We start from the raw sequence: 25194 nt of genomic DNA on the forward strand, positions 1-25194 counted from the left end.
CACCGCCCCGCGGCTCCTCCCGGACGCAACGCCGCACCGCCCGCCGGTACGGGACCGGCGGGCGGTGCGGGACGGGTGCCGAAGCGGGTTCAGCGCCCGTTGAAGGCGTCCTTCAGCCGGGAGAACAGCCCCTGCTGGCCCGGCTGGAACTGGCCGGTGGGCCGCTCCTCGCCACGCAGCTTCGACAGCTCCCGCAGCAGCCGCTCCTGCTCGGGGTCGAGCTTGGTCGGGGTGATCACCTCGACGTGCACGATCAGGTCGCCGCGACCACCGCCGCGCAGGTGCGTGACGCCCCGCCCGTGCAGCGGGACGGACTGGCCGGACTGGGTACCCGGCCGGATGTCGATCTCCTCCAGGCCGTCCAGCGTCTCCAGCGGCACCTGGGTGCCGAGGGCCGCGGCCGTCATCGGAAGGGTGACCGTGCAGTGCAGGTCGTCACCGCGCCGCTGGAACACGGCGTGCGACAGCTCGTGGATCTCGACGTACAGGTCGCCGGCGGGGCCGCCGCCGGGGCCGACCTCGCCCTCGCCCGCGAGCTGGATCCGGGTGCCGTTGTCGACGCCCGCGGGGATCTTCACGGTCAGGGTGCGCCGCGAACGGGTGCGGCCGTCACCGGCGCACTCGGGGCACGGGGTCGGCACGACCGTGCCGAAGCCCTGGCACTGCGGGCAGGGGCGCGAGGTCATGACCTGGCCGAGGAAGGACCGGGTGACCTGGGAGACCTCGCCACGGCCGCGGCACATGTCACAGGTCTGCGCGGAGGTGCCGGGCGCGGCACCCTCGCCGCTGCACGTCGTACAGACGACGGCCGTGTCGACCTGGATGTCCTTGGTGGTGCCGAAGGCCGCCTCGTTGAGGTCGATCTCCAGCCGGATCATCGCGTCCTGGCCGCGCCGGGTGCGCGAACGGGGCCCGCGCTGCGCTGCGTTGCCGAAGAACGCGTCCATGATGTCGCTGAAGTTGCCGAAGCCGCCGGCTCCGAAGCCTCCCGCGCCACCGCCGCCGCCCGAGGCGGACAGCGGGTCGCCGCCGAGGTCGTAGACCTGCTTCTTCTGCGGGTCCGACAACACCTCGTAGGCGGCGTTGATCTCCTTGAACCGCTCCTGGGTCTTCGGATCGGGGTTGACATCCGGGTGCAGCTCGCGGGCGAGTCTGCGGAATGCCTTCTTGATCTCGTCCTGGGAAGCGTCGCGGCGCACGCCGAGTACGGCGTAGTAGTCCGTGGCCACTTACGACTCCGCCAGGATCTGTCCGACGTAACGTGCCACTGCGCGTACCGCTCCCATCGTTCCGGGGTAGTCCATGCGGGTCGGTCCGACCACGCCGAGTTTGGCGACTGCCTCGTCGCCCGAACCGTAGCCGACCGCGACGACGGACGTGGAGTTGAGGCCCTCGTGGGCGTTCTCGTGCCCGATCCGTACGGTCATGCCTGAGTCCGTGGCCTCACCGAGCAGCTTCAGCAGCACGACCTGCTCCTCCAGTGCTTCCAGCACCGGCCGGATCATCACAGGGAAGTCGTGCCCGAAGCGGGTGAGGTTGGAGGTGCCGCCGATGATCAGCCGCTCCTCCGTCTCTTCGACCAGAGTTTCGAGAAGGACGGACAGGACCGTGGACACGGTCGCCCGGTCCTCGGTCTCGAAGGATTCCGGCAGGTCCTGCACCAGCTGCGGGACGTCCGCGAAGCGGCGCCCGACGACCCGGCTGTTGAGCCGGGCCCGCAGATCCGCCAGAGGGGCGTCCCCGAACGGGGCAGGGCAGTCGATCATACGCTGCTCGACGCGGCCCGTATCCGTGATCAGGACGAGCATCAGCCGGGCGGGAGCCAGCGAGAGCAGCTCCACGTGCCGCACGGTCGAACGGGTCAGCGAGGGGTACTGCACGACGGCGACCTGCCGGGTCAGCTGCGCCAGCAGCCGGACGGTACGGCCCACGACGTCGTCGAGGTCGACCGCGCCGACGAGGAAGTTCTGGATCGCGCGGCGCTCCGGCGACGACAGGGGCTTGACGCCCGCGAGCTTGTCGACGAAGAGCCGGTACCCCTTGTCCGTGGGGATGCGCCCCGCACTGGTGTGCGGCTGGGCGATGAAGCCCTCGTCCTCCAGCACCGCCATGTCGTTACGGACGGTCGCCGGGGAGACCCCCAGGTTGTGCCGCTCCGTGAGCGCCTTCGAGCCGACGGGCTCCTCGGTGCCGACGTAGTCCTGGACGATGGCGCGCAGCACTTCGAGTCTGCGTTCGCTGAGCACCGCGCACACCTCCAGCTGTCGTTCTCCGGTCCCTGCCTGGCACTCTGTGCGTTCGAGTGCCAGCAATCCCCGGTCAGTGTACGGGGGCGGGGTGGGCCCGGGGCAAGGGCGACCGGCCAGGCCGTCGCGCGAGGGCCCAGGTCGTTGCCGATAGCGTCGTCGCATGGACGTCTCTTGGGAAGACTTCGGCTGGGAGCGGTTGGGCGACGGTACGGGGCGCCGGCGCCTCCCCCGCTGGGACGCGACCGCCGCGCTGGTGGCCGGGGCGGAGGGCGCGCTCCTCTACGACACCGGCTCCACGCTCCGGGAAGGGGCCGAGCTGCGGGCCCAGGCCGAGGGCCTGCTCGGCCGGAGGGTGACGCATATCGCACTGAGCCACCCGCACTTCGACCATGTGCTGGGCACCGCCGCCTTCGCCGGGGCCGAGGTCTACGGGGCGGTCGGCACGGCGGAGCTGCTGTCCCGGGGGGCGGCGGAGCTGCGCGCGGACGCTCTGCGCCACGGGGTGGACGAGGAGGACGCCACGGCGGCGACGGACGCCCTGGTGGTCCCACGCCACCAGGTGAGCGGTGACTGGACGCTCGACCTGGGCGGCGGCCTCCAGGTGCTGCTGGCGAACGTGGGTCCGGGGCACAGCGGCCACGACCTGGCGGTGCTGGTGCCGGGCTCCCCGGTCGTGGTGCTCTGCGGCGATCTGGTCGAGGAGTCAGGCGAACCGCAGGCGGGCCCCGACGCCGTGCCCGCCCGCTGGCCGGCCGCGCTGGACCGGCTGCTGGAGCTGGGCGGCGAGGACGCGCTGTACGTCCCGGGCCACGGGGCGGTGGTGGACGCGGCGTTCGTACGGGCGCAGCGCGCCCGGCTGGCGGACCGGTTCGGCGTGTCGTGAACGGGCCTCGGCCTATCGTCGGTCCATGCGCAGCTATCAGCCGGATCTGACCCCGCCGTGGAAGAGGTCCGCCCCCGTTCCCGAGGTCCCCGCCGAGCCCGATCTCGTGGTGGAGGAGGTGTCCACCGGTTTCTGCGGTGCGGTGATCCGGTGCGAGAAGACGGCCCAGGGTCCTGCGGTCACCCTGGAGGACCGTTTCGGCAAGCACCGGGTGTTCCCGATGGAACCGCGCGGCTTCCTGCTGGAGGGCAAGGTCGTCACCCTCGTCCGCCCGTCGGCCGGCGGCCCGGTCCGCCCGGCCCGTACGGCGTCCGGGTCGGTGGCGGTGCCCGGGGCGCGGGCGCGGGTGGCCCGGGCGGGCCGCATCTATGTGGAGGGGCGGCACGACGCCGAGCTCGTGGAGCGGGTCTGGGGCGACGACCTGCGCATCGAGGGCGTGGTGGTGGAGTACCTGGAGGGCGTCGACGACCTTCCGGCGATCGTCCGGGAGTTCGCCCCGGGCCCGGGTGCCCGGCTCGGTGTGCTGGTCGACCATCTGGTGCCGGGCTCGAAGGAGTCCCGGATCGCCGCACAGGTCACCGACGGGCACGTGCTCGTGGTGGGGCATCCGTACATCGACGTCTGGGAGGCCGTGAAGCCCTCGTCCGTGGGGATCGAGGCGTGGCCGGTGGTGCCGCGCGGCCAGGACTGGAAGACGGGGGTGTGCCGGGCGCTGGGATGGCCGGAGAACACCGGGGCGGCCTGGCAGCACATCCTGTCCCGGGTCAACTCGTACAAGGACCTGGAGCCCCAGTTGCTGGGGCGGGTCGAGGAACTGATCGACTTCGTCACCCTGCCCGCCTGAGGGCACCGGACCACCCGGGGCGTGCGCGGGCCCGCGCACGCCCCGGGGTGTCAGTCGACGAGGTCCCGGACCACCGCGTCCGCCAGCAGCCGCCCCCGCAGGGTCAGGACCGCGCGGCCCTCACCGAACGGTCCGGGCTCCAGCAGTCCGTCCGCCACCGCCCTGCCCGCCGCGGCCAGTCCGGCCGGTGCCAGCAGGGACAGCGGGCAGCCCTCCACGAGCCTCAACTCCAGCAGGATGCGCTCCACCCGCCGGTCCTCGTCGCCGAGGACCTCACGGCCCGCCCCGGGCGAGCGGCCCTCGGCGAGCGCCTGTGCGTACGCCCCGGGGTGCTTGACGTTCCACCAGCGCACACCGCCGACGTGGCTGTGCGCCCCGGGACCCGCGCCCCACCAGTCGGCGCCGCGCCAGTACAGCTCGTTGTGCAGGCAGCGCCCCTCGGGCGTGCGGGACCAGTTGGAGACCTCGTACCAGGAGAAGCCCGCGGCGGCCATCGCCTCGTCGGCGATCAGGTAGCGGTCGGCGTGGACGTCGTCGTCGGTCATCGGGACCTCGCCGCGCCGGATGCGCCGGGCCAGCTGGGTGCCCTCCTCCACGATCAGCGCGTAGGCGGACACATGGTCGGGGCCCGCGCCGATCGCCGCGTCCAGGGAGGCCCGCCAGTCGTCGTCCGACTCCCCCGGGGTGCCGTAGATCAGGTCGAGGTTGACGTGCTCGAACCCGGCCGCGCGGGCTTCGGCGACGCAGGCCTCGGGCCGCCCCGGGGTGTGGGTGCGGTCCAAGATCTTCAGGACGTGCTGCCGGGCACTCTGCATCCCGAAGGAGATCCGGTTGAAACCGCCCTCCCGCAGGGCCTGGAGATAGGCCGGGCCGACGGACTCGGGATTGGCCTCCGTGGTGATCTCCGCGTCGTCCGCCAGCCCGAACTCCTCCCGGATCGCCGCGAGCATCCTGACGAGGTCGGCGGCGGGCAGCAGCGTGGGCGTACCACCGCCGACGAAGACGGTGCGGACCGGGCGCGGGTCGTCACCGAGCACCTTGCGGGCCTGGCGCACCTCCTCGACCAGGTGCGCCGCGTAGTTGTCCCGGGAGGCCAGAGCGCCCCCGGAGCCACGCAGCTCGGTCGCGGTGTAGGTGTTGAAGTCGCAGTACCCGCAGCGGGTCGCGCAGTAGGGCACGTGCAGGTAGAAGCCGAGCGGCCGGTCGGCGGCGCCTTCCAGGGCATGGCGAGGCAGGGCCCCGTCGTCGGGCACGGGTTCACCATCGGGCAGTACGGAAGGCATACCGTCCATTGTCACCCGTCGCCGGTGCTTTCCCCTCCACGCTCCGGCGGGCCGACCTGGAGCACGAGCAGCGCGAGGTCGTCGTCGGGCGGCTGCTCGGCGAACGCGTGGACGGCCCGCCTGATCCGGTCGGCGATGCCGTCCGCCGACAGCCCCGCACAGGCGGCCAGAGCCTGCGCGAGCCCGTCGCCGTCGTCGAACATCAGCCGCCCGGAGCGCCGCTCGGTCACCCCGTCGGTGACGCAGAGAAGGCTGTCGCCCGGTGCCAGCTCGAAGCTCTGGCTCTCGTACGCCACGTCCTCGACGACGCCGAGCAGGACCTGCGGCTCGGCCGCCGGGCGTACGAGGCCGTCGGGGCGCAGCAGCAGCGGCAGCGGGTGCCCGGCGCTGGCCACGGTGCAGCGCACCCCGCCGCCGGGCAGCGGCACGAGGTCGCCGTAGAGCAGCGAGAGGAAGCGGGACTGGGAGCCGTCCTGGATCTGCTGGCCGCCCGCCGCCGCGACCATCAGGGCTGCGGCCTCGGCGGCCTCCATGGCGTCGTCGAGCAGGAGCCGGTTGAGCCGGTCCAGGACCTCGCCGACGCTGAAGCCCTCCCGGGACAGCAGCCGCAGCCAGGGCCGGGCGAGGCCGGTGACGACGGCGGCCTCCGGTCCGCTGCCCTGGACGTCGCCGAGGACGAAGCACCAGCGGCCGCCGGGGCAGGGGAAGAGGTCGTAGAAGTCTCCCCCGACCACCCCGTCGTCGCCCGGTTCGTACACCAGGGCGCTGCTGACACCCGGTATGTCGGCGACCTTGCTGGGCAGCAGGCCGCGCTGCAGGATGCGGCTGATGGTGGCCTGCCGGGTGTAGGCCCGTGCGGCTCCCACGGCGAGGCCGACGCGGCGTACGAAGTCGGCGACGAGTGCGGCGACCTCACCCGGGAAGTGCGCGACGCCCTCCCGGCCGACGAGCACGGCGCCGAGCGTGCGTCCGCCGGAGGCGATGCCGTGGGCGAGGACGGTGCCGGCGGTGCCCCCGCGCCCGTCCTGGGCGTCGCGCGGCCACGGCACGGGGACGGCGCCCGGCCCCACCCCGGCGGGTAAGCGGAACGGCTCCTTCTCCAGCGCCGGGCGCAGCAGGTCGACCGCCGCCTCGTCGCGGTGCCAGACCCCGGCGAGCCGCGGGGCCGCCCCCGGGCCGCCGCCCTCGCTCTCCAGCCAGATCGCGCACCAGTCGGCGAGCCGGTCCACCACCAGCTGACCCGCCGTCGAGGCCACCAGGTCCTCATCGAGCTGGCCGGCGAGCAGGTCGGACGCCTCGGCCAGGAAGGAGAGCGCCCCGCGCCCGGCCAGACCGCTGTCCCGCCCGTCGTCCTCCTCCGCGGCGAGGGCGCCCACCGTGCGGGGGCGGGGCGTCGCCTCCCCGGACGACCCCGGGGCGGCGGGGAGGTCCTTCCAGTCGTCCGCGGGCAGCCGGGCCCAGACGGTCTTGAGTCCGGTGCGGTAGGTGATGCCCCAGGACTCGGCGAGGGTGGCCACGAGCTGGAGCCCGCGGCCGTACTCGGCGGGATCGGGGCGCTGCTCCGGGTCGTCGCGCACCGACCGCGCGGGATGGTGGTCGGTGATCTCCAGGACCAGCGCGGCCGGCTCCGCGCCGGAGGCGCCCTCCAGACGGAGGAGCAGCTCGACGGCCGTACCGGCGTGCACGACGGCGTTGGTGACCAGTTCGTTGGCCACGGTCACCGCGTCGTCGGCGAGCCGGTCGCCGAAGCCCCCGGGCCCGGGCAGGCCGAGCGCGGCCCACTCGGCGAGGGCGGCCCTGACGAACCGGCGGCCCGCGGAGGGGGCCAGCGGAATGCCGGGCAGGCTCGTACGGGCGACCGAACGAGGGTCGTCGCCCTGACCGGCGACGACGCTTCCGGGACGGTGCACGATGTCCCGCTGCAAGGGAATGGGCCCCACGGTGCGGCTCCTGACGGTCTCGCGATACGCCGCTGACGCTCCAGGGTCTTCCGTCCGGACACGGAGGACGAAAGACCCTAGGACAGAGTGACAGACCGGCCGCGCCCATAAGCACCGAGTCACCGAAACGATCGACGTCGGACAGAAACGGCCGGGGCCGGCGGACGCCCGCGCATCCGCCGGCCCCGGCCCTGACGCGCGCGTCCGCGCCCCGCCCCGGCGCCCGGGGCCTCACGCCTCGCGTGAGCCCGCGTACATCTCCTCGATGAGGTCCTTGTACTCGCGCTCGACGACCGGCCGCTTCAGCTTGAGGCTGGGGGTCAGCTCGCCGTGCTCGATGTCCAGGTCGCGCGGCAGCAGACGGAACTTCTTGATGGTCTGCCAGCGCTGGAGGCCCTCGTTGAGCCGCTTCACATACCCCTCGATGAGCTCGACGGCCTGCGGGGAGGCCACCACGTCGGCGTAGGGCTTGCCGCCCAGGCCGTTCTCCTCGGCCCAGCCGAGGATGGTCGGCTCGTCGAGCGCGATGAGGGCGGTGCAGAAGTTCCGGTCGGCACCGTGCACCAGGATGTTCGAGACGAACGGGCACACCGCCTTGAACTGCCCCTCGACCTCCGCCGGGGCGATGTACTTGCCGCCGGACGTCTTGATCAGGTCCTTCTTGCGGTCGGTGATCCGCAGATAGCCGTCCTGGGAGAGCTCGCCGATGTCCCCGGTGTGGAACCAGCCGTCGGACTCCAGCACCTCGGCGGTCTTCTCCGGCAGCCGGTGGTACCCCTCCATCACCCCGGGGCCGCGCAGCAGGATCTCGCCGTCGTCCGCGATCCGCACCTCCGTGCCGGGCAGCGGCTTGCCCACGGTGCCGGTGCGGTAGGCCTCGCCGGGGTTCACGAAGGACGCGGCGCTGGACTCGGTGAGGCCGTAGCCCTCCAGGATGTGGATACCGGCGCCGGCGAAGAAGAACCCGATGTCGGGGGCGAGGGCGGCCGAACCGGAGACGCAGGCACGGAGCCGCCCGCCGAAGGCCTCCCTGATCTTCGCGAAGACCAGGGTGTCGGCCACCTTGTGCTTGGCCCCGAGGGCGAACGGCACGGACGCCGTACCGGTGCGCCGGAAGTTGTCCTGGGAGACCTGCGCGTACTCGCGGGCCACCCCGGCCGCCCACTGGAAGATCTTGTACTTGGCGCCCCCGCCGGCCCGGGCCTTGGCCGCGACCCCGTTGTAGACCTTCTCGAAGATCCGGGGAACGGCCGCCATGTAGGTCGGCTGCACGACCGGCAGGTTCTCGATGATCTTGTCGACACGGCCGTCGACGGCGGTGACGTGGCCGACCTCGATCTGGCCGGAGGTGAGGACCTTGCCGAAGACGTGGGCGAGCGGCAGCCAGAGGTACTGGACGTCGCCCGCGGTGATCAGCCCGGTCGCCACGGTGGCCTTGGCCATGTACGACCAGTTGTCGTGCGGGAGCCGTACGCCCTTGGGACGGCCGGTGGTGCCCGAGGTGTAGATCAGCGTCGCCAGCTGGTCGGAGGTGATCGCGGCTACCCGCTCGGTGATCGCGTCCGGGTTCTTCTCGAGGTGTTCGGCGCCCCGTGCCTCCAGCTCGGCCAGGGTCAGGAGCCAGCCCTCCGGGTCGCCATCGGCGGGTTCGGCGCCGGCCGGGTCGATGACGACGACGTGGGCGAGGTGGGGCAGCTCGGCCCGGCTCTCCCGGGCCTTCGCCAGCTGGGTGGCGTCCTCCGCGATCAGGACCCGGCTCTCGGAGTCGGCCAGGATGAAGGCGGACTCACCGGTGTTCGTCGAGGGGTAGACCGTCGTGGTCGCGGCGCCGGCGCACATCACCCCGAGGTCGGCGAGGATCCACTCGACACGGGTGGAGGAGGCGAGCGCGACGCGCTCCTCGGGGCGTACGCCCAGAGCGATCAGACCGGCCGCGATGGCGTACACCCGGGTCGCCGCCTGCGCCCAGGTCAGCGACTTCCAGTCGTCGGGCCCCTGCCCGGAGGCCGCCGCCACGGGGTAGCGGTAGGCCTCCCCGTCCGGGGTGGCCGCCACGCGGTCGATGAAGAGGGTCGCCACGGAGGGCGGCCGGCTGTCGATCAGGGTCTGTGTGTCGCTCACGACGTCCTCCGGGCCTGCGGCATTGCTACGACCGGCTTCTTGGTGCTGCTGCTTGTCTTCCTGCTTTTCGTTCCCGCTCGGCCTGCTTGTTTAACTGGCGAGTAACTAACGGGGTGCTGCTCAGACTAGAGCGCGCGGGTCCGCGGCGTAAGGGGCAACAGGCCGCCGCTTCATAACGAACGACGGGCCCCTGGGCCGCGGAGGTGTCCGCAGCCCAGGGGCCCGTCGGTGGTTCCGGCCCCGCGCGACCCGGGGGCCGGGGGATGCCGCGCGCCCCGGGGCCGGGGCGCGCGGCCGGGTGCTACTTCTTGCCCTTGCCCTCGCCGGCGGACTCGTCGGTCGACAGGACGGAGATGAACGCGTCCTGCGGCACCTCCACGTTGCCGACCATCTTCATCCGCTTCTTGCCTTCCTTCTGCTTCTCCAGCAGCTTCCGCTTGCGGGAGATGTCACCGCCGTAGCACTTGGCGAGGACGTCCTTGCGGATGGCGCGGACGGTCTCGCGGGCGATGACCCGGGAGCCGATGGCGGCCTGGATCGGCACCTCGAAGTTCTGCCGGGGGATGAGCTTCTGCAGCTTGGCGACGAGCCGGACGCCGTACGCGTACGCCTTGTCCTTGTGGGTGACCGCGGAGAAGGCGTCGACCTTGTCACCGTGCAGCAGGATGTCGACCTTGACGAGCTGGGCCGCCTGCTCGCCGGTGGGCTCGTAGTCGAGCGAGGCGTAGCCCCGGGTCTTCGACTTCAGCTGGTCGAAGAAGTCGAAGACGATCTCGGCCAGCGGCAGGGTGTAGCGGATCTCGACCCGGTCCTCGGAGAGGTAGTCCATGCCGAGCAGGGTGCCGCGCCGGTTCTGGCAGAGCTCCATGATCGCGCCGATGAACTCGCTGGGCGCCAGGACCGTGGCCCTCACGACCGGCTCGTGCACCTTGTCGATCTTGCCCTCGGGGAACTCGCTCGGGTTGGTGACGGTGTGCTCGGTGCCGTCCTCCATCTCGACGCGGTAGACCACGTTGGGCGCGGTGGCGATGAGCTCCAGGCCGAACTCGCGCTCCAGCCGCTCGCGGATCACGTCGAGGTGGAGCAGGCCGAGGAAGCCGACACGGAAGCCGAAGCCGAGGGCGGCCGAGGTCTCCGGCTCGTACACCAGGGCGGCGTCGTTGAGCTGGAGCTTGTCCAGGGCCTCGCGCAGGTCCGGGTAGTCCGAGCCGTCCAGCGGGTACAGGCCCGAGAACACCATGGGCTTGGGGTCCTTGTAACCGCCCAGCGCCTCGGTCGCGCCGTTGCTGAGGCTGGTGATGGTGTCACCGACCTTGGACTGCCGTACGTCCTTCACGCCGGTGATGATGTAGCCGACCTCGCCGACGCCGATGCCGTCGGCCGGGGTCATCTCCGGGGAGGAGACACCGATCTCCAGCAGCTCGTGGGTGGCGCCCGTCGACATCATCCTGATGCGCTCACGCTTGTTGAGCTGGCCGTCGACGACCCTGACGTAGGTGACGACGCCCCGGTAGGGGTCGTACACCGAGTCGAAGATCATCGCGCGGGCCGCGGCGTCGGCCTGGCCGACGGGGGCGGGGATGTCCCGGACCACCCGGTCGAGCAGGGCGTCCACGCCGACCCCGGTCTTCGCCGAGACCTTGAGCACGTCCTCGGGCCGGCAGCCGATGAGGTTGGCCAGCTCCTCGGAGAACTTCTCCGGCTGTGCGGCGGGCAGGTCGATCTTGTTGAGCACCGGCACGATGGTGAGGTCGTTCTCCATCGCCAGGTAGAGGTTGGCGAGGGTCTGGGCCTCGATGCCCTGGGCCGCGTCGACGAGCAGGATCGTGCCCTCGCAGGCGGCGAGGGAGCGCGAGACCTCGTAGGTGAAGTCCACGTGGCCGGGGGTGTCGATCATGTTGAGGATGTGGGTCTTGCCCTGGTCCTCGCCCTCGTTGGGCGCCCACGGCAGACGGACCGCCTGGGACTTGATGGTGATTCCGCGCTCGCGCTCGATGTCCATCCGGTCGAGGTACTGAGCGCGCATCTGCCGCTGGTCGACCACACCCGTCAGCTGAAGCATCCGGTCGGCAAGCGTCGACTTGCCGTGGTCGATGTGAGCGATGATGCAGAAGTTGCGGATCAGCGCCGGGTCGGTACGGCTCGGCTCGGGCACGTGGGTAGGAGTCGCGGGCACGCAGGGTCCTGATTCTTGAGACGCCGGACGCCGTGTCTCGGGTCGAAGTCGGGTCGGACGGATCGATACGTAGCTTCCATCGTCCCACGCCTGAGCGGCAGCGAACGGTTTGGGCCGGTCCGAGGGTGACTGATACCGTGGGCAGCTGTGCCTCGTGGCTCTCCGAAGCGGCGCGGCACTCCAATGAAGATCCAACGAACCTGAAAAGGCTCTTTCGTGGCGAACATCAAGTCCCAGATCAAGCGGAACAAGACGAACGAGAAGGCGCGCCTGCGCAACAAGGCCGTCAAGTCGTCGCTCAAGACCGCGATCCGCAAGGCCCGTGAGGCCGCCGCCGCCGGCGACGTCGAGAAGGCCACCGTGGCCGCTCGCGACGCGTCGCGCGCGCTCGACAAGGCTGTCTCGAAGGGTGTCATCCACAAGAACTCCGCCGCCAACAAGAAGTCGGCGCTGGCAGTCAAGGTGGCCGGCCTCCAGGGCTGAGCTTTGTGATGTGAACGCCGGAACGGACTCAGCGGGCCCTCTCTCCCGCTCCTGACCGGCACCCCGCGCCGCACACCGAACCTGCGTTCGCCACGCGGGTGCGGCGCACCGAGTGTGAACGAAGGCCCCGGGCCCGTCCTCCCCAGGACACGACCCGGGGCCTTCGCGCTGTCCAGGCCTTCGCGCTGCCCGGGCCTTCGCGCTGCCGGGGTCTTCGCGCTGCCCGGGTTCCCGTCCGTGGGCGTCCCCGGACTCCGGCGGGCCCCGGGTGCCTCAGCGCCCGCCGGAACGGGCCGCGCGGGCGATCGCGACCACGGCTTTCTCCAGGGCGTACTCCGGGTCGTCCCCGCCGCCCTTGACCCCGGCGTCGGCCGCCGCGACGGCCCGCAGAGCCACCGACACCCCGTCGGGCGTCCATCCGCGCATCTGCTGGCGGACCCGGTCGATCTTCCAGGGGGGCATGCCGAGTTCCCGCGCGAGGTCGGCCGGTCGGCCTCCACGGGCCGACGACAGCTTGCCGATCGCGCGGACCCCCTGGGCGAGGGCGCTGGTGATCAGCACGGGCGCGACCCCGGTCGACAGGGACCAGCGCAGCGCCTCCAGCGCCTCCGCGGCCCTGCCCTCGACCGCGCGGTCGGCCACGGTGAAGGAGGAAGCCTCCGCGCGGCCCGTGTAGTAGCGGCCGACGACCGCCTCGTCGATGGTCCCCTCGACGTCGGCGGTCAGCTGCGAGACGGCGCTCGCCAGCTCACGCAGATCGCTGCCGATGGAGTCCACGAGCGCCTGGCATGCCTCGGGGGTGGCGGAACGCCCGAGCGCCCGGAACTCCGACCTGACGAAGGTGAGCCGCTCGGCGGGCTTGGTCGTCCTGGGGCAGGCGACCTCGCGTGCCCCGGACTTCCGTACGGCGTCCAGCAGGCCCTTGCCCTTGGCCCCTCCCGCGTGCAGGAGCACGAGCGTGATCTCCTCGGCGGGCGCGGAGAGGTACGCCTTGACGTCCTTGATCGTGTCGGCGGAGATGTCCTGCGCGTTGCGGACGATCACCACCTTGCGTTCCGCGAAGAGCGAGGGGCTGGTGAGCTCGGCGAGTGTGCCGGGCTGGAGCTGGTCGGAGGTCAGGTCGCGCACGTCGGTGTCGGCGTCGGACGCGCGGGCCGCCGCCACCACCTGCTGCACGGCACGGTCCAGGAGCAGGTCCTCCTGGCCCACGGCCAGCGTGACGGGGGCGAGCGGATCGTCGGTGGAATTCCTTCTGGTGGCCATCGCCGTCCAGCATCCCACGCACCTGTGACAGCGGTCCTCGCCCCTGCCCCTCCGGTCCGGCCGGGGGTGCCGGGACCGGCGGCCGCCCCTGGTCCCGCGGACAGCCGTGGGCCGCGGATGCCGGAGAATGTCCGGGTGAGCGATGTGAGACATGTGCTGGTGCTGCCCGACCGCGACACGGCCCAGGACGTGGCCGACGAACTGCCCGACCGCTTCGGGGTCACCGAGGAGCCGCAGCTCGTACGGGACGCCCTGGCCGGCGAGGACGACGCCGAGGACGCCCAGTGGCTGGTGGTCGTGGAGGACCCGGCCGGGCGCCTGGACGCCGCGGCCCTCGACGCGTTCGCCGCGGAGTACGAGGGGTGGCTGGAGGTCCCGTGACGGCGCCCGGCCCGCCGGGCGTCTGCCCGCCCCGCCGACGGCGGCCGGTCAGCCCTTGGGGACGATCTGGATGTCCATGTCGATCTCGATGCTGGAGCCGACCACGGCGATCCCGCGGGCCAGCATCGTCTGCCAGGTGAGGGTGAAGTCCTCCCGGTGCAGCTCCGTGGTGGCACGGCAGGCCGCGCGTACCTCGCCCTCCAGTCCGTTGCCCAAGCCGAGATAACGGGTGTCCAGCGTCACCGTGCGGCTCACGCCGTGCAGGGTGAGCGCACCGCTGACCCCCCAGCGGCTGCCGCCCCGGTGGACGAAGCGGTCGCTGTAGAACTCCAGCGTGGGGTAGCGCCCGACGTCGAGGAAGTCGGAGGAGCGCAGGTGGTCGTCGCGCATCTGGACGTTCGTGTCGATCGACGCGGCGTCGATGACGACGTGCATGGCGGAGTCCTCCATGCGGTCGGCGATCCTGACCGCCCCGGCGAAGGTGTTGAACCTGCCCCGGATGCGGGCCATCCCGATATGACGGGCCGTGAATCCGATCTGGGAGTGCATCGGCTCGACCTCCCAGTCCCCCGGGGCCGGGAGCTGAGGCGGCTGGGACACCTGGAGCGTGACGTCCCCGAGCCCGGTGTGCCCGCCCTCGGGGACGGTGGCCGGGCTGTGGAACGGGGTGAAACCCTCCGCCGTGACAGCCAGCCGGTAGTCGCCCGGCGGGAGCGTGGCGACGACGCTCCCGAACGGATCCGTCTCGCCGCCGACGACCTTGCGGCCGGAGGCGTCGGCGACGGTGAACTCCGCCTGCCTCACCGGTTCACCCACGGGGTCCAGCACCCGGCAGCTGAGCAGACCGGCGGTGGACGGCACCGGCAGCCCCGCGAGGGCGCTGTTGAACGCGGCGCCGGACTTCGCCTTCTTGCCTAGCAAACGGCCGAACATGTGCACGTACTCCCCAGGGGCGGTTCTCACCTTCGGACCCCTACGGCTGGACGTCGTTGTCGGAGCAGCGGCCCGCCGACGAAGAAACATTCGATCACCGTTGCGACGTTCGAGGCAAACGCGGCAGCTGGACGCGGGTTGCACCGAGGTGTTACCGAAGGTCCGAATTGACGGTTCCGCTTGTCTCGCCGGTCACACGTTCGGGTTCGGGCGGACCACGGGTACGTGGGACAGCCGCAGACCGAAGTGCTCGCGGTAGGCGGCCAGTACCTCGGCGTCGGTACCGAGCGGCTTCTCGTGCCGCACGCCCCGCGTGGTGGTGACGAGGGTGCGACCGCTCAGGGTCACGCGCCCGTCGTCGGTCCGCCGTGAACAGACGAGGGACCGTGTGAAATGGGAGTCGGGCGAGGTCCGGTGGTACCAGGCACCGGCCCGGAAGTCGGCCATCTCCCGGGGCCGCAGATCCAGCCGGAACTGTTCCGACCCGTCGCGCAGCAGGTCCAGGTCCCCGTGCGGAGCGGCCCGGAAACGGAACACCCCGCAGGGGTCCCGCTGTTCGGTGCGGTCGTCCAGCGCGAGCGGATGGAGGGCGTGGTCGCCGAACCCGACGTCGGCGAGCCAGGGGCCCGTTGTGTCCTCGGTCTCCACACGGATCGCCATGTGGTCGTACGGAATGCCCGGGCGCCCGTCGTCGCCGAAGACCCGCGCCTGCACCAGCGTGACGCGGAAACCCAGCGCGCGCAGCAGCGCGGCGAAGGCGCCGTTGAGTTCGTAGCAGAAGCCGCCGCGACGGCCCGTCACGATCTTGTGGACAAGCCTCTTCTCCTCCAGGGCGACGTCCTCGCCGAGATGGATCGAGAGGTTCTCGAACGGCACCGCCGTCAGGTGGCGGATCTGCAGCTCCCTCAGGGCCGCCGCGTCGGCACGCCCAGGGCGGGCGGCTCGGATGCGCTCCAGGTAGGCGTCCACCCAGTCGTCGTCGTTCATGCCCGAAGTCTGCCCCGGCGCCGGGGACTACGTCATGCGTCCCGGGTACGACTCGGTCCACCGGCCGAGGCGGCGGACCCGGCAGGAGATTAGCGTGCGGGGCATGACGGAACATCAGCCGGCGCGTGCTCCGGAACAGCGTAAGCAGGACGTGCTCGACCGCCTGGAGCAGGACATCGACGCCTGGGTGGCGACGGCGTCCCAGGACGGTCTGCCGTGCCTGGTTCCGCTGTCGTTCGTGTGGGACAGGGGGGCACTGCTGATGGCCACCCGGCGGGGGAATCCGACCGCGGTCAATGTGACACCCTCCGGGCCGGCCCGGGTCTCTCTGGGGCACACCCGCGACGTGGTGCTCGTCGACGGGACGGCGCAGGTGGTGGAGGGGGTGGACCTGCCCACCGGGTCGGCCGACGCCTTCACCGCGAAGCTGGGCTGGGATCCGCGCGCCCGCTCCTCCTGGGTGTACCTGCGCGTCACACCGGACACCGTCCGAGCGTGGCGTGAGGTGAACGAGCTCGCCGGACGGCAGCTGATGCGCGACGGGGAATGGCTGGTCTGAGAGGCGGGTCCGGAACCGCCCGGTCGCCGCGTTCACGAGCGGCCCGCCGCGCGCAGCCCCGCCCCGGCGCCCGAGACCGCGATCGCCCCGTCGGTGTCCGTACGCATGACCTTCGCGCCCTCCGCTCGGAGCGCCTCCAGGGTCCGGGCCGCCGGGTGCCCGTACGGATTGCCCGTGCCGCAGCTGATGAGGGCGAGCCGGGGGCGGGCGCTGCGCAGGAGGGCGGGGTCCTGGTACGCGGATCCGTGGTGCGCCACTTTGAGGACGTCCACCCGGGGCAACGCCGGATAGCTGCGCAGGACCCCTTGCTGGGCGGGGGGTTCGAGGTCGCCGAGCAGCAGCAGGGTCAGGGCACCGGACCGCGCGAACAGGGTGAGGCTGGAGTCGTTGGGCTCCGTCAGGAAGTACGGCACGACGCCCGGCCCCTGTGCCACGGGCCACAGGACCTGCCAGTCGAGCGGCCCGAGACGGCGGCGCTCCCCCGGCACGGCCGGGACCACCGGTACGTGTGCCGCCGCAGCCGTTCTCCTCACGAACGCCGCCTGTTCCACCGGTTCCTGGAGGATGGTCGTCTGGACGGCTCCGACCTCCCGTCCTCGCAGCACCCCCGGCAGTCCCCGTACGTGGTCGGCGTGGAAATGCGTGAGAAGCACAAGCGGCACACGCGTGATGCCGAGGTCACGCAGACACCGGTCGACCGGCCGGGGGTCCGGGCCGGTGTCGACGACGACTCCGGTGCCCTTTCCGGCGGCGAGCACCATCGCGTCCCCCTGTCCCACGTCGCAGAGGGCGAACGCCCAGCCGGGCGGTGGCCACCCGGTCACGATCCTCGTGAGCGGCACGGGCCTGAGGACCGCGAGGACCAGGAGGAACGCGGCGGCCGAGCAGACCCACGGGTGGCGGGCCAGACGCCGGGCGGACAGCACCAGTACGGCGGTGACGGCGGCCAGCAGGGCGGCGCCGCGCCACCCGCCGGGCCAGTCGGCCTCGGCCCCGGGCAGGGACGCTCCGGTGCGGGCGACCGACGCGATCCACCCGACCGGCCAGCCGGCGACCGTGGCCAGCGCCTGGGCCGACGGCATCGACACCTGGGCCACGGCGAGCGCCGCGAATCCCAGGACCGTGGCGGGAGCCACGGCGAACTCCGCGAGCAGATTGCAGGGCACCGCCACCAGGCTCACCCGTGAGGCGAGGACGACGACCACGGGGGCGCAGACCGCCTGGGCGGCCCCAGCCGCGGCCAGCACCTCGGCGAGCCTCGGCGGGACCCTGTGCCGTTGCAGCGCACTGCTCCACCCCGGGGCGAGGGTCAGCAGCGCCCCCGTGGCAAGGACGGACAGCAGGAAGCCGTAACTACGGGCCAGCCACGGGTCGTAGAGCACCAGCAGCAGAACGGCCGTGGCCAGGGCGGGAATCAGCGATCTGCGTCGGCCCGTCCCGATGGCGAGCAGGGTGATCAGCCCGCAGGCCGCCGCGCGCAGGGCGCTCGGCTCGGGACGGCAGACGATGACGAAGGCGAGAGCGATGACTCCGCCGGTCAGGGCGGTCAGGCGCAGCGAGATGCCCAGGCGTGGCGCCAGGCCCCGGCGTTCGCTGCGCAGGGCGGACCCCGGGGGCCCGATGAGGAGAAAGAGCAGGATCGACAGGTTGGCACCGGAAACCGCCAGCAGATGGGTGAGATCGGTGGCCTTGAAGGCGTCGTGGAGTTCGGGCGTGACCCGCGAGGTGTCGCCGACCACCAGCCCCGGCAGAAGCGCTCGCGCGTCGGCGTCGAGCCCGTCCGTGGCCTGCCGCAGACCGGACCGCAGCCGTCCTGCCACGCGCTGCACGAGGCTCGGTGCGCTGATGACCTCCGGCGGGGCGCCCGCGTCCGCGCGGATCACGGCCGCGATGCGCTCGCCCTCATGGCGCGGCGGGGCGAACCGTCCGCTGATCCGAAGGCCGGTCGAGGGAAGCAGCCGCTCCCACCTCTCGGCGGCAGCGCCCGGCGTGACCATGACGAGCACCGGGGTACGCAGCCGGGTGACGGACCCGTCCGGCGCGGTGAGCCGGGTGACCTCGGTGTCCAGGAGGAGGGAGAGGGGCATGCTGTGGTCGCCCCGGACCTGCGGCCGGGTCCTGCGCGGGTCGGACGTGACGGTCACCTCCGCCTCGGCACGGGCGAAGTCCTGGGCGAGGCGGGGCACGGGCCCGCTCCGGGCGTCCGCCCCGTGCAGTCCTGCGGCCGCAGCGCCGGCCGCGGCGCAGAGCAGCACCGCGGCGGCGGTGCTGCCGCGCCACCACGCACGCACCGGGGCGCCGCCACCACGCCTGGCACGGATCAGGGCGCCGTCACCACGCCCGGCCCGCTCGGGGGCGCCGCGGCCACGCCCGGCCCCGGACGGTGCCGGGGCGGCCGCGCAACCGCGCCTGGGCCGGCCCCGTGACGCCCGGCCGGCGGCCCATGATCCGCCCATGATCGCCAGAGCCGCGCAGGTACAGAGGGCGGCTCCCACGGCCACCCAGCGGCCCGCTACGTCCAGGACCAGCGCGGCGGCGGCCCAGGCGGCGAGGGCAGGAGGGACGAGCCGGAGGTCGAGCGGCCCTTCCTGCTGCGGGTCGGCCACGCCGAGTCTGCGGCCCGAGGCGCTGTGGACGTCGGTACCGCTCATGGCCGGACCAGCGGACGCAGGTCCGCGAACCGGCGGTCGCCGATGCCGTTGACCTCGCGGAGCTCGTCGACGGAACGGTAACCGCCGTGCTCGGTGCGGTAGTCGACGATGTGCTGGGCGAGCACCGGGCCGACACCGGGCAGGCTCTCCAGCTGTTCCGGCGTCGCCGTGCTCAGACTCACCGGCGCGGCCGTTCCGGGCTGTCCGGCCGCCGTGCCGCCTCCGGCCGCCGCCCCTCCGGCCGTTCCGCCCGGGGCCGGCTGCACACCCGGCAGGCCGACCACCACCTGCTCGCCGTCGGTGAGGACGCGCGCCCGGTTGAGCCCGGTCATGTCGGTGCCCTCCCGCACCCCTCCGGCGGCGGCCAGGGCGTCGGCGACCCGCGAACCCGACGGAAGCCGCTGGATCCCCGGCCTGCGCACCTTGCCGCTCACGTCGACGACGATCTGCCCGCCCGACGCGGCGGCCGGATCCGCAGCCACCGGCCCGGTCGCGGGACCGGGGGGACCGGACGGGGCGGAGCCCGCGGAGGGCACCAGGGCCTCGGCCGCCGCCCGCACCCGCTCGGGGGCGCCCACCGCTTGGGGGCGGGCCGACCAGAAGTGCGCCCCGGCGAGGACGGCCGCGCCGACCAGCACGACGGCCAGCGCGGCGAGCGATCTGGGCTCCAGAGAACACCGGAGCTGAAGCCAGAGCGGCAACCGGTCGCGCACGGCGGGGCCGACCGCACGCCACCAAGGCGGCGGCCCCGGCGGTGCTTCGGGCGGGATCCCCCGACGGGGTCCGGGCCGTCCGACGTCCCCGGCTGCGGCGGCCCCAGGGGCGCGCCCCGCCGGGAGTGCCACGGCGGCGGCCCACGACGGGACCGGGCGCGCTCCCCGGGCTCCCGGGAAGAGCGGGGCCCCCGGCGGCGCCCCGGCCCCCTCTCGGCCACTCGTACCCGGCCTCGCCCCGCCCCGAGGGCCCCCGCCCGTCCCACCTCCCGCCGGTGCACCCGGCCCGGCCCCCGCACCCGCACCCGCCACGGGCTGCCGACTGCCCGGCGCGGGCGCCCCCCGCGCCGCCAGTGGGAATCCGGCAGAGGCCCCCGGAGACCCGGTGGCGGGCCTGCCCGCACGCGGCCCCGTAAGCACGGTCGGAGCCACCCCACCACCGCCCGCTCCCCCGGCGGCACGGCGCCCGGCCATCAGCGCGTCCGCGCGGAGGCGCGAAGCCGCCGCCGCGGCGTCCGGCTCGCGCGCCGTCCGCCGACGACGGGCATGACGACCCCCGGGGCCGGTGCCCGCGCCGCCCCGTGGGGCGACGCCCGGTCCCGGACGCGCGCGCCCCAGAGAGCCGGGCGAGGAGCGGCCCCCACTGCGGGGCGGCTGATCGGTGATGCCGCCGCCCGGCCTGGCGGCGGCGACGACACGACGGGTTGCGTCGACTGTTCGGAGGGTCATGCCCACCGACGCTAGACACATCCGTCGAAACGCGCTGAGCAGCCCCAATTCCGGTGGATAACTGTCCAGTTGTGGATAAGTCCGCCACCCGCGGGGGTGAGGATCAGCGTGGTGACACGACCGCGCCCACCAGCCCGGGCCCGGTGTGCGCGCCGATGACCGCGCCCACCTCGCTCACATGGAGATCCGCCAGGCCCGGCACCCGTCCCCGCAGCCGCTCCGCGAGCCGCTCCGCGCGGTCCGGTGCTGCCAGATGATGCACCGCGATGTCCACGGCTCCCGCTCCGGCACGCTCCGCGACGATCTCCTCGAGCCGTGCGATGGCTTTGGACGCCGTCCGCACCTTCTCCAGCAGTTCGATGCGCCCGCCCTCCAGTTGCAGGAGCGGCTTCACGGCCAACGCGGAGCCCAGCAGTGCCTGCGCGGTGCCTATCCGTCCACCCCGGCGCAGATAGTCGAGCGTGTCGACGTAGAAGTACGCGGCGGTGCCCGCCGCCCGCTTCTCCGCGGCGGCGACCGCGTCGTCCAGGCCGCCCCCCTGTCCGGCGGTCTCGGCGGCGGCCAGCGCGCAGAAGCCCAGGGCCATGGCCACCATCCCGGTGTCGACGACACGCACCGGCACCGGCGCGTCCTTCGCGGCGAGCAGCGCGGCGTCGTACGTGCCCGAGATCTCCGCCGACAGGTGCAGGGAGACGATGCCGGAGGCTCCCGCCTCGGCCGCGGCGCGGTAGGCGGTGGCGAAGACTTCGGGACTGGGCCGGGAGGTGGTCACGGAGTGGCGTTTCTGCAGCGCCAGGGCCAGCGACCTGGCCGAGATCTCCGTTCCCTCCTCGAAGGCCTGATCGCCCAGGACGACGGTGAGCGGCACAGCACTGATGCCGTGCCGCTCCATCGTCTGGCGCGGCAGGTAGGCCGTGGAATCGGTGACGATCGCGACATGGCGGGACATGAGCCGGAGATTACCTTCCGGAGCGGGTACAGGTCAGCCCGGGCCCGGCCCGCCGGTCTTTCCGTTTGCTCCGGAAGATGTCCGGCCGCTGTCGGCCAGGACCGGTTCGCGTCAGTTCGTCGTCTCCGGCCTGGCGGACTTCTGCCAGGGGTACCGGCCGGCCGCTCGCGGGTCCGGCCGTGTGAGGGCCTGCGGTCCTTCGGCGCCGGCCGGTCCGCCCCTGTCCTGACCCGCGCCACCGGGGGTCCGGTCCGCCGGGTCGCCCTGCCGGTGCCGGCGTGTGTCGCCGACCGTCGGCTCGTCCGTCGTCCAGTGCCGCAGGGCTCCCGCCTCCACGTCGATCTGCGCGTTCAGGGCGGCGAGGTCGTCGTCGGCGAACTGCCGCGCCCGGTCACGTGCCGCCCAGCGCAGCGACTCGGCGGAGTGCGTGATGCGCTCCGTACGCTCCTTCAGGCCGGGCAGCAGGGTCGCGACCGTCGCCCGGTCCGGCTCGCGCTCCAGGCGCTTGAGGTCCTCGTCGAGCTCCCGCCCGTGCGCGCTCAGCCGCTCGAAGAGACCCAGCGACTCGCGCAGGGAGGCGTCCTCGGCCACCCCGGCTTCCAACGCGTCCTGGGTCGCCCGCATCGAGGTCCGCAGGGCGAGCCGCAGCTGCGCGAGCTCCCCCGCCACGCCCGGCTGACCGTAGCTCTTGGCCCGCAGCGTGGTGTCCTCCACGGAACGGCGGGCCTGAGTGATCGTGCGGTCCACGCCCCGCTTGGCGGCCCGCACCGTCTTGACACCGGCGTACACCCCGAGCGCGACGAAGGTGACGAACAGCAGCGTCAGGATCAGGATCAAGGCTTCCATGAACGCCCCTAGGGTATCGGCGGCTGCCGGTGTGCGGTCGCTCCTCCACCGTAAACGGAACGGGCAGGCCGAGGGTTCCTGCGGAACCCCCAACCTGCCCGTAGGGGAAAGCCCTGGCTGCCGTGCCGGCGGCCGGAAACCGTCGTTACGCGGGGACGATGTTGACCAGCTTCGGCGCCCGCACGATCACCTTGCGGATGCCGGCCCCGCCCAGTGCAGCGACGACGTTCTCGTCGGCCAGGGCCAGCGCCTCCAGCTCCTCGTCCGAGATCGACGGGGAGATCTCCAGGCGGGCCCGGACCTTGCCCTTGACCTGGACGACACAGGTCACGGTCTCGTCCACGACGTAGGACGGGTCGGCGACCGGGAAGTCCTGGTGCACGACGGAACCGGTGTGACCCAGCCGGCGCCACAGTTCCTCCGCCACGTGCGGGGCCAGCGGCGCGACGAGCAGCACCAGCCGCTCCGCGACCGACCGTGCCAGCGGACCGCCCGCCTTGGTCAGGTGGTTGTTCAGCTCGGTGACCTTGGCGATGGCCGTGTTGAAGCGCATTCCGGCCATGTCCTGGCCGACGCCGTCGATCGCCTTGTGCAGGGCGCGCAGCGTGTCCTCGTCGGGTTCGGTGTCGACGACGGTGACCTCGCCCGTCTCCTCGTCGACGATGTTGCGCCACAACCGCTGCAGCAGCCGGAACTGGCCGACGACCGCCCGCGTGTCCCAGGGGCGCGAGACGTCCAGCGGCCCCATCGCCATCTCGTACAGCCGCAGGGTGTCGGCCCCGTACTCGCCGCAGATCTCGTCGGGCGTGACCGCGTTCTTCAGCGACTTGCCCATCTTGCCCAGGACGCGGCTGACCTTCTCGCCCTGGTGGTAGTACGCGCCGTCGCGCTCCTCGACCTCGGCCGCCGGGACCGCGATGCCGCGGCTGTCCCGGTAGACGAACGCCTGGATCATGCCCTGGTTGTACAGCTTGTGGAACGGCTCGGAGGACGAGATGTGCCCCAGGTCGTGCAGCACCTTGGACCAGAAACGGGCGTACAGCAGGTGCAGGACGGCGTGCTCGGCGCCGCCGATGTACAGGTCGACACCGCCGGCGGGCTGCCCGTCCCGCGGGCCCATCCAGTACTGCTCGACCTCCGGGTCGACCAGCCGCCGCTCGTTGTTCGGGTCCAGGTAGCGCAGCTCGTACCAGCAGGAGCCGGCCCAGTTGGGCATGGTGTTGGTCTCACGGCGGTACTTCTTGGGCCCGTCGCCCAGGTCCAGGGTGACGTTGACCCAGTCGGCGTTCCGGGACAGCGGGGTCTCGGGCTGGGTGTCGGCGTCGTCCGGGTCGAAGGTGCGCGGGGAGTAGTCCTCGACCTCGGGCAGCTCCAGCGGCAGCATCGACTCGGGCAGCGGGTGGGCGATGCCCTCCTCGTCGTACACGATCGGGAACGGCTCGCCCCAGTAGCGCTGCCGGCTGAACAGCCAGTCGCGCAGCCGGAAGTTGACGGTGCCCTCACCGACACCGTGCTCCCGCAGCCACTCGGTGATCCTCGCCTTGGCGTCGACGACACCCAGGCCGTCCAGCGAGACCTCGTCGTTCGCGGAGTTGACCAGCTTCGCCTCGTACGAGGAGAAGGCGTCCTCCCACGTCGAGGGGTCCGTGCCACGGTCGTCCGACGGCTCGACGACACAGCGCATCGGCAGCTCGAAGGCGCGCGCGAACGCGAAGTCGCGGGAGTCGTGCGCCGGTACGGCCATGATCGCGCCGGTGCCGTAGCCCATCAGCACGTAGTCGGCGATGAAGACCGGGACCTTCTCGCCACTGACCGGGTTGGTGGCGTACGCGCCGGTGAAGACACCGGTCTTGTCCTTGGCCTCCGCCTGCCGCTCCACGTCGGACTTGGCGGCGGCCTGCTTGCGGTACGCGGTGACGGCCTCGGCCGGGGAGGCGTGGCCACCGGTCCACACCGGGTGGGTGCCCTCGGGCCAGGCGGCCGGAATGATCCGCTCCACCAGGTCGTGCTCAGGCGCCAGCACCATGTAGGTGGCACCGAACAGGGTGTCCTGCCGGGTGGTGAAGACGGTGATGCCACCGGCCCCGTCGACCGGGAAGTCGACGCGCGCGCCCTCGGAGCGCCCGATCCAGTTGCGCTGCTGCAGCTTGATGGCCTCGGGCCAGTCCAGACCGTCCAGGTCGTCCAGCAGCCGGTCGGCGTAGGCTGTGATGCGCATGTTCCACTGGCGCAGCTTCGCCTTGAAGACCGGGAAGTTGCCGCGCTCGGAGCGGCCGTCGGCCGTGACCTCCTCGTTGGCCAGCACGGTGCCCAGCCCGGGAGACCAGTTGACCGGCGCGTCCGAGGCGTACGCCAGGCGGTACTGCCCCAGGACGTCCGCGCGCTCGCCGGCGTCCAGTGCGGCCCACGCGCGGCCGTCGGGGGTGGCGCGCTCACCGCTCTCGAACTGGGCCACCAGTTCGGCGATCGGGCGGGCCCGGACGGCCTCGGTGTCGTACCAGGAGTTGAAGATCTGCAGGAAGATCCACTGGGTCCACTTGTAGTACTCCGCGTCGATGGTCGCGAAGGAGCGGCGCTTGTCGTGGCCCAGACCCAGTCGGCGCAGCTGCGCCTTCATGTTCTCCATGTTGGCCTCGGTCGAGATCCGCGGGTGGGTGCCCGTCTGGACCGCGTACTGCTCCGCCGGCAGGCCGAAGGCGTCGAAACCCAGGGTGTGCAGGACGTTGTGGCCGGTCATCCGCTGGTGGCGGGCGTAGACGTCGGTGGCGATGTATCCCAGCGGGTGGCCGACGTGCAGGCCCGAACCCGACGGGTAGGGGAACATGTCCATGATGAACTTCTTGGGCTTGGCGGCCAGTGCCGGATCCCCCGCCAGGTCACCGGTCGGGTTCGGGGCCTCGTACGTCCCCTCGGCGTCCCAGAAGTCCTGCCAGCGTGCCTCGATGTCGGCAGCCATCGCTGCCGTATAGCGGTGCGGCGCGGCCACCTCGGCCGCGGTGTTCGTCTCGCTCATGATCCTCAAGCTCCATCGATCGTCATCTGCCGGCGCCCACGTCTACGGACACACGTCTACGGAAACGAAAAATCCCCTCGCACAGGAGGGGATGCCGCGCCGAGTCCGACCAGGCATGCTCACCGGTCGGGAGTGATCAGCGCGGCTCGCTAAGCAGAAGGCGTACGGCACGCATGGCGTCAGGGTACCGC

The 25194-nt window shown here is 72.5% G+C and carries 19 protein-coding genes; 5 read left to right on the top strand and 14 right to left on the bottom strand.

The window, feature by feature from the left end:
• Positions 1-89: 89 nt before the first annotated feature.
• Both dnaJ and hrcA read right to left on the bottom strand, forming a co-directional pair.
• The gene (dnaJ, locus tag SACTE_RS09695; protein WP_014045857.1) at positions 90-1229 is read right to left on the bottom strand and encodes a molecular chaperone DnaJ; all 1140 of its coding nucleotides are present in this window, start codon (positions 1227-1229) and stop codon (positions 90-92) included.
• Positions 1230-2246: a heat-inducible transcriptional repressor HrcA gene (gene hrcA / locus SACTE_RS09700; protein ID WP_014045858.1), complete on the bottom strand. Its 1017-nt coding sequence runs from the start codon at positions 2244-2246 to the stop codon at positions 1230-1232.
• A 163-nt stretch (positions 2247-2409) separates the two neighbouring features.
• On the opposite strand from hrcA, the gene SACTE_RS09705 reads away from it, so the two are divergent.
• Entirely contained in the window at positions 2410-3132 is a 723-nt protein-coding gene (locus tag SACTE_RS09705) for an MBL fold metallo-hydrolase (protein ID WP_014045859.1), read from the top strand.
• Positions 3133-3157: 25 nt separating this feature from the next.
• Positions 3158-3976: a DUF3097 domain-containing protein gene (locus SACTE_RS09710; RefSeq protein ID WP_014045860.1), complete on the top strand. Its 819-nt coding sequence runs from the start codon at positions 3158-3160 to the stop codon at positions 3974-3976.
• 50 nt (positions 3977-4026) lie between these two features.
• On the opposite strand, the gene hemW is transcribed toward SACTE_RS09710, so the two are convergent.
• The 4 genes from hemW to lepA form a co-directional block, all read right to left on the bottom strand.
• Complete coding sequence (hemW, locus tag SACTE_RS09715; protein ID WP_037758552.1) at positions 4027-5259, bottom strand: radical SAM family heme chaperone HemW; 1233 nt, start codon at positions 5257-5259, stop codon at positions 4027-4029.
• Between the two features lie 11 nt (positions 5260-5270).
• Entirely contained in the window at positions 5271-7199 is a 1929-nt protein-coding gene (locus SACTE_RS09720; protein WP_014045862.1) for an ATP-binding SpoIIE family protein phosphatase, read from the bottom strand.
• Positions 7200-7430: 231 nt separating this feature from the next.
• Complete coding sequence (locus tag SACTE_RS09725) at positions 7431-9320, bottom strand: AMP-dependent synthetase/ligase (RefSeq protein ID WP_014045863.1); 1890 nt, start codon at positions 9318-9320, stop codon at positions 7431-7433.
• 301 nt (positions 9321-9621) lie between these two features.
• The gene (lepA, locus tag SACTE_RS09730; protein WP_014045864.1) at positions 9622-11496 is read right to left on the bottom strand and encodes a translation elongation factor 4; all 1875 of its coding nucleotides are present in this window, start codon (positions 11494-11496) and stop codon (positions 9622-9624) included.
• A gap of 216 nt (positions 11497-11712) precedes the next feature.
• Between lepA and rpsT the strand changes: the two genes are divergently transcribed.
• Positions 11713-11979, top strand: a complete 267-nt coding sequence (gene rpsT, locus SACTE_RS09735; RefSeq protein ID WP_014045865.1) for a 30S ribosomal protein S20 — start codon at positions 11713-11715, stop codon at positions 11977-11979.
• Positions 11980-12252: 273 nt separating this feature from the next.
• Here the strand turns inward: rpsT and holA are convergent, their stop codons facing one another.
• On the bottom strand, positions 12253-13242 hold the full coding sequence (gene holA / locus SACTE_RS09740; protein WP_014045866.1) for a DNA polymerase III subunit delta: 990 nt from the start codon (positions 13240-13242) through the stop codon (positions 12253-12255).
• Between the two features lie 135 nt (positions 13243-13377).
• Here holA and SACTE_RS09745 point away from each other — a divergent pair, with 135 nt between their 5' ends.
• Positions 13378-13623 (top strand): hypothetical protein, encoded by a 246-nt coding sequence (locus SACTE_RS09745; protein WP_026358994.1) that lies wholly within the window; start codon positions 13378-13380, stop codon positions 13621-13623.
• Positions 13624-13671: 48 nt separating this feature from the next.
• Here SACTE_RS09745 and SACTE_RS09750 read toward each other — a convergent pair whose 3' ends face one another.
• Positions 13672-14556, bottom strand: a complete 885-nt coding sequence (locus SACTE_RS09750; RefSeq protein WP_014045868.1) for a YceI family protein — start codon at positions 14554-14556, stop codon at positions 13672-13674.
• Between the two features lie 192 nt (positions 14557-14748).
• Positions 14749-15543 (bottom strand): arylamine N-acetyltransferase, encoded by a 795-nt coding sequence (locus tag SACTE_RS09755; protein WP_014045869.1) that lies wholly within the window; start codon positions 15541-15543, stop codon positions 14749-14751.
• 103 nt (positions 15544-15646) lie between these two features.
• Between SACTE_RS09755 and SACTE_RS09760 the strand changes: the two genes are divergently transcribed.
• Positions 15647-16102, top strand: coding sequence for a pyridoxamine 5'-phosphate oxidase family protein (locus tag SACTE_RS09760; protein ID WP_019992651.1), 456 nt, complete (start codon positions 15647-15649; stop codon positions 16100-16102).
• 32 nt (positions 16103-16134) lie between these two features.
• Here SACTE_RS09760 and SACTE_RS09765 read toward each other — a convergent pair whose 3' ends face one another.
• From SACTE_RS09765 to leuS, 5 genes are all read right to left on the bottom strand, one after another.
• On the bottom strand, positions 16135-18753 hold the full coding sequence (locus SACTE_RS09765) for a ComEC/Rec2 family competence protein (RefSeq protein WP_014045871.1): 2619 nt from the start codon (positions 18751-18753) through the stop codon (positions 16135-16137).
• A complete protein-coding gene (locus tag SACTE_RS33650) occupies positions 18750-19598 on the bottom strand; it encodes a ComEA family DNA-binding protein (protein WP_181464307.1) in 849 nt (282 codons plus the stop codon). Before SACTE_RS33650 ends, SACTE_RS09765 begins: the two co-directional genes overlap by 4 nt.
• A 700-nt stretch (positions 19599-20298) precedes the next feature.
• A complete protein-coding gene (locus SACTE_RS09775; RefSeq protein WP_014045873.1) occupies positions 20299-21144 on the bottom strand; it encodes a DegV family protein in 846 nt (281 codons plus the stop codon).
• Between the two features lie 111 nt (positions 21145-21255).
• Positions 21256-21990: a hypothetical protein gene (locus SACTE_RS09780; RefSeq protein WP_014045874.1), complete on the bottom strand. Its 735-nt coding sequence runs from the start codon at positions 21988-21990 to the stop codon at positions 21256-21258.
• A 145-nt stretch (positions 21991-22135) separates the two neighbouring features.
• A complete protein-coding gene (leuS, locus tag SACTE_RS09785; protein ID WP_014045875.1) occupies positions 22136-25003 on the bottom strand; it encodes a leucine--tRNA ligase in 2868 nt (955 codons plus the stop codon).
• Positions 25004-25194 lie beyond the last annotated feature (191 nt).

The sequence above is a fragment of the Streptomyces sp. SirexAA-E genome (assembly GCF_000177195.2).
GTDB classification, from domain to species: Bacteria; Actinomycetota; Actinomycetes; order Streptomycetales; family Streptomycetaceae; genus Streptomyces; species Streptomyces flavovirens.

Coding starts and splice junctions, on each gene's coding strand:
- SACTE_RS09705 (WP_014045859.1), top strand. CDS start 2,410: ATGGACGTCTCTTGGGAAGACTTCGGCTGGGAGCGGTTGGGCGACGGT.
- SACTE_RS09710 (WP_014045860.1), top strand. CDS start 3,158: ATGCGCAGCTATCAGCCGGATCTGACCCCGCCGTGGAAGAGGTCCGCC.
- hemW (WP_037758552.1), bottom strand. CDS start 5,259: ATGCCTTCCGTACTGCCCGATGGTGAACCCGTGCCCGACGACGGGGCC.
- holA (WP_014045866.1), bottom strand. CDS start 13,242: ATGGCCACCAGAAGGAATTCCACCGACGATCCGCTCGCCCCCGTCACG.
- SACTE_RS09750 (WP_014045868.1), bottom strand. CDS start 14,556: ATGTTCGGCCGTTTGCTAGGCAAGAAGGCGAAGTCCGGCGCCGCGTTC.
- SACTE_RS09755 (WP_014045869.1), bottom strand. CDS start 15,543: ATGAACGACGACGACTGGGTGGACGCCTACCTGGAGCGCATCCGAGCC.
- SACTE_RS09760 (WP_019992651.1), top strand. CDS start 15,647: ATGACGGAACATCAGCCGGCGCGTGCTCCGGAACAGCGTAAGCAGGAC.
- SACTE_RS09765 (WP_014045871.1), bottom strand. CDS start 18,753: ATGAGCGGTACCGACGTCCACAGCGCCTCGGGCCGCAGACTCGGCGTG.
- SACTE_RS09775 (WP_014045873.1), bottom strand. CDS start 21,144: ATGTCCCGCCATGTCGCGATCGTCACCGATTCCACGGCCTACCTGCCG.
- SACTE_RS09780 (WP_014045874.1), bottom strand. CDS start 21,990: ATGGAAGCCTTGATCCTGATCCTGACGCTGCTGTTCGTCACCTTCGTC.
- leuS (WP_014045875.1), bottom strand. CDS start 25,003: ATGAGCGAGACGAACACCGCGGCCGAGGTGGCCGCGCCGCACCGCTAT.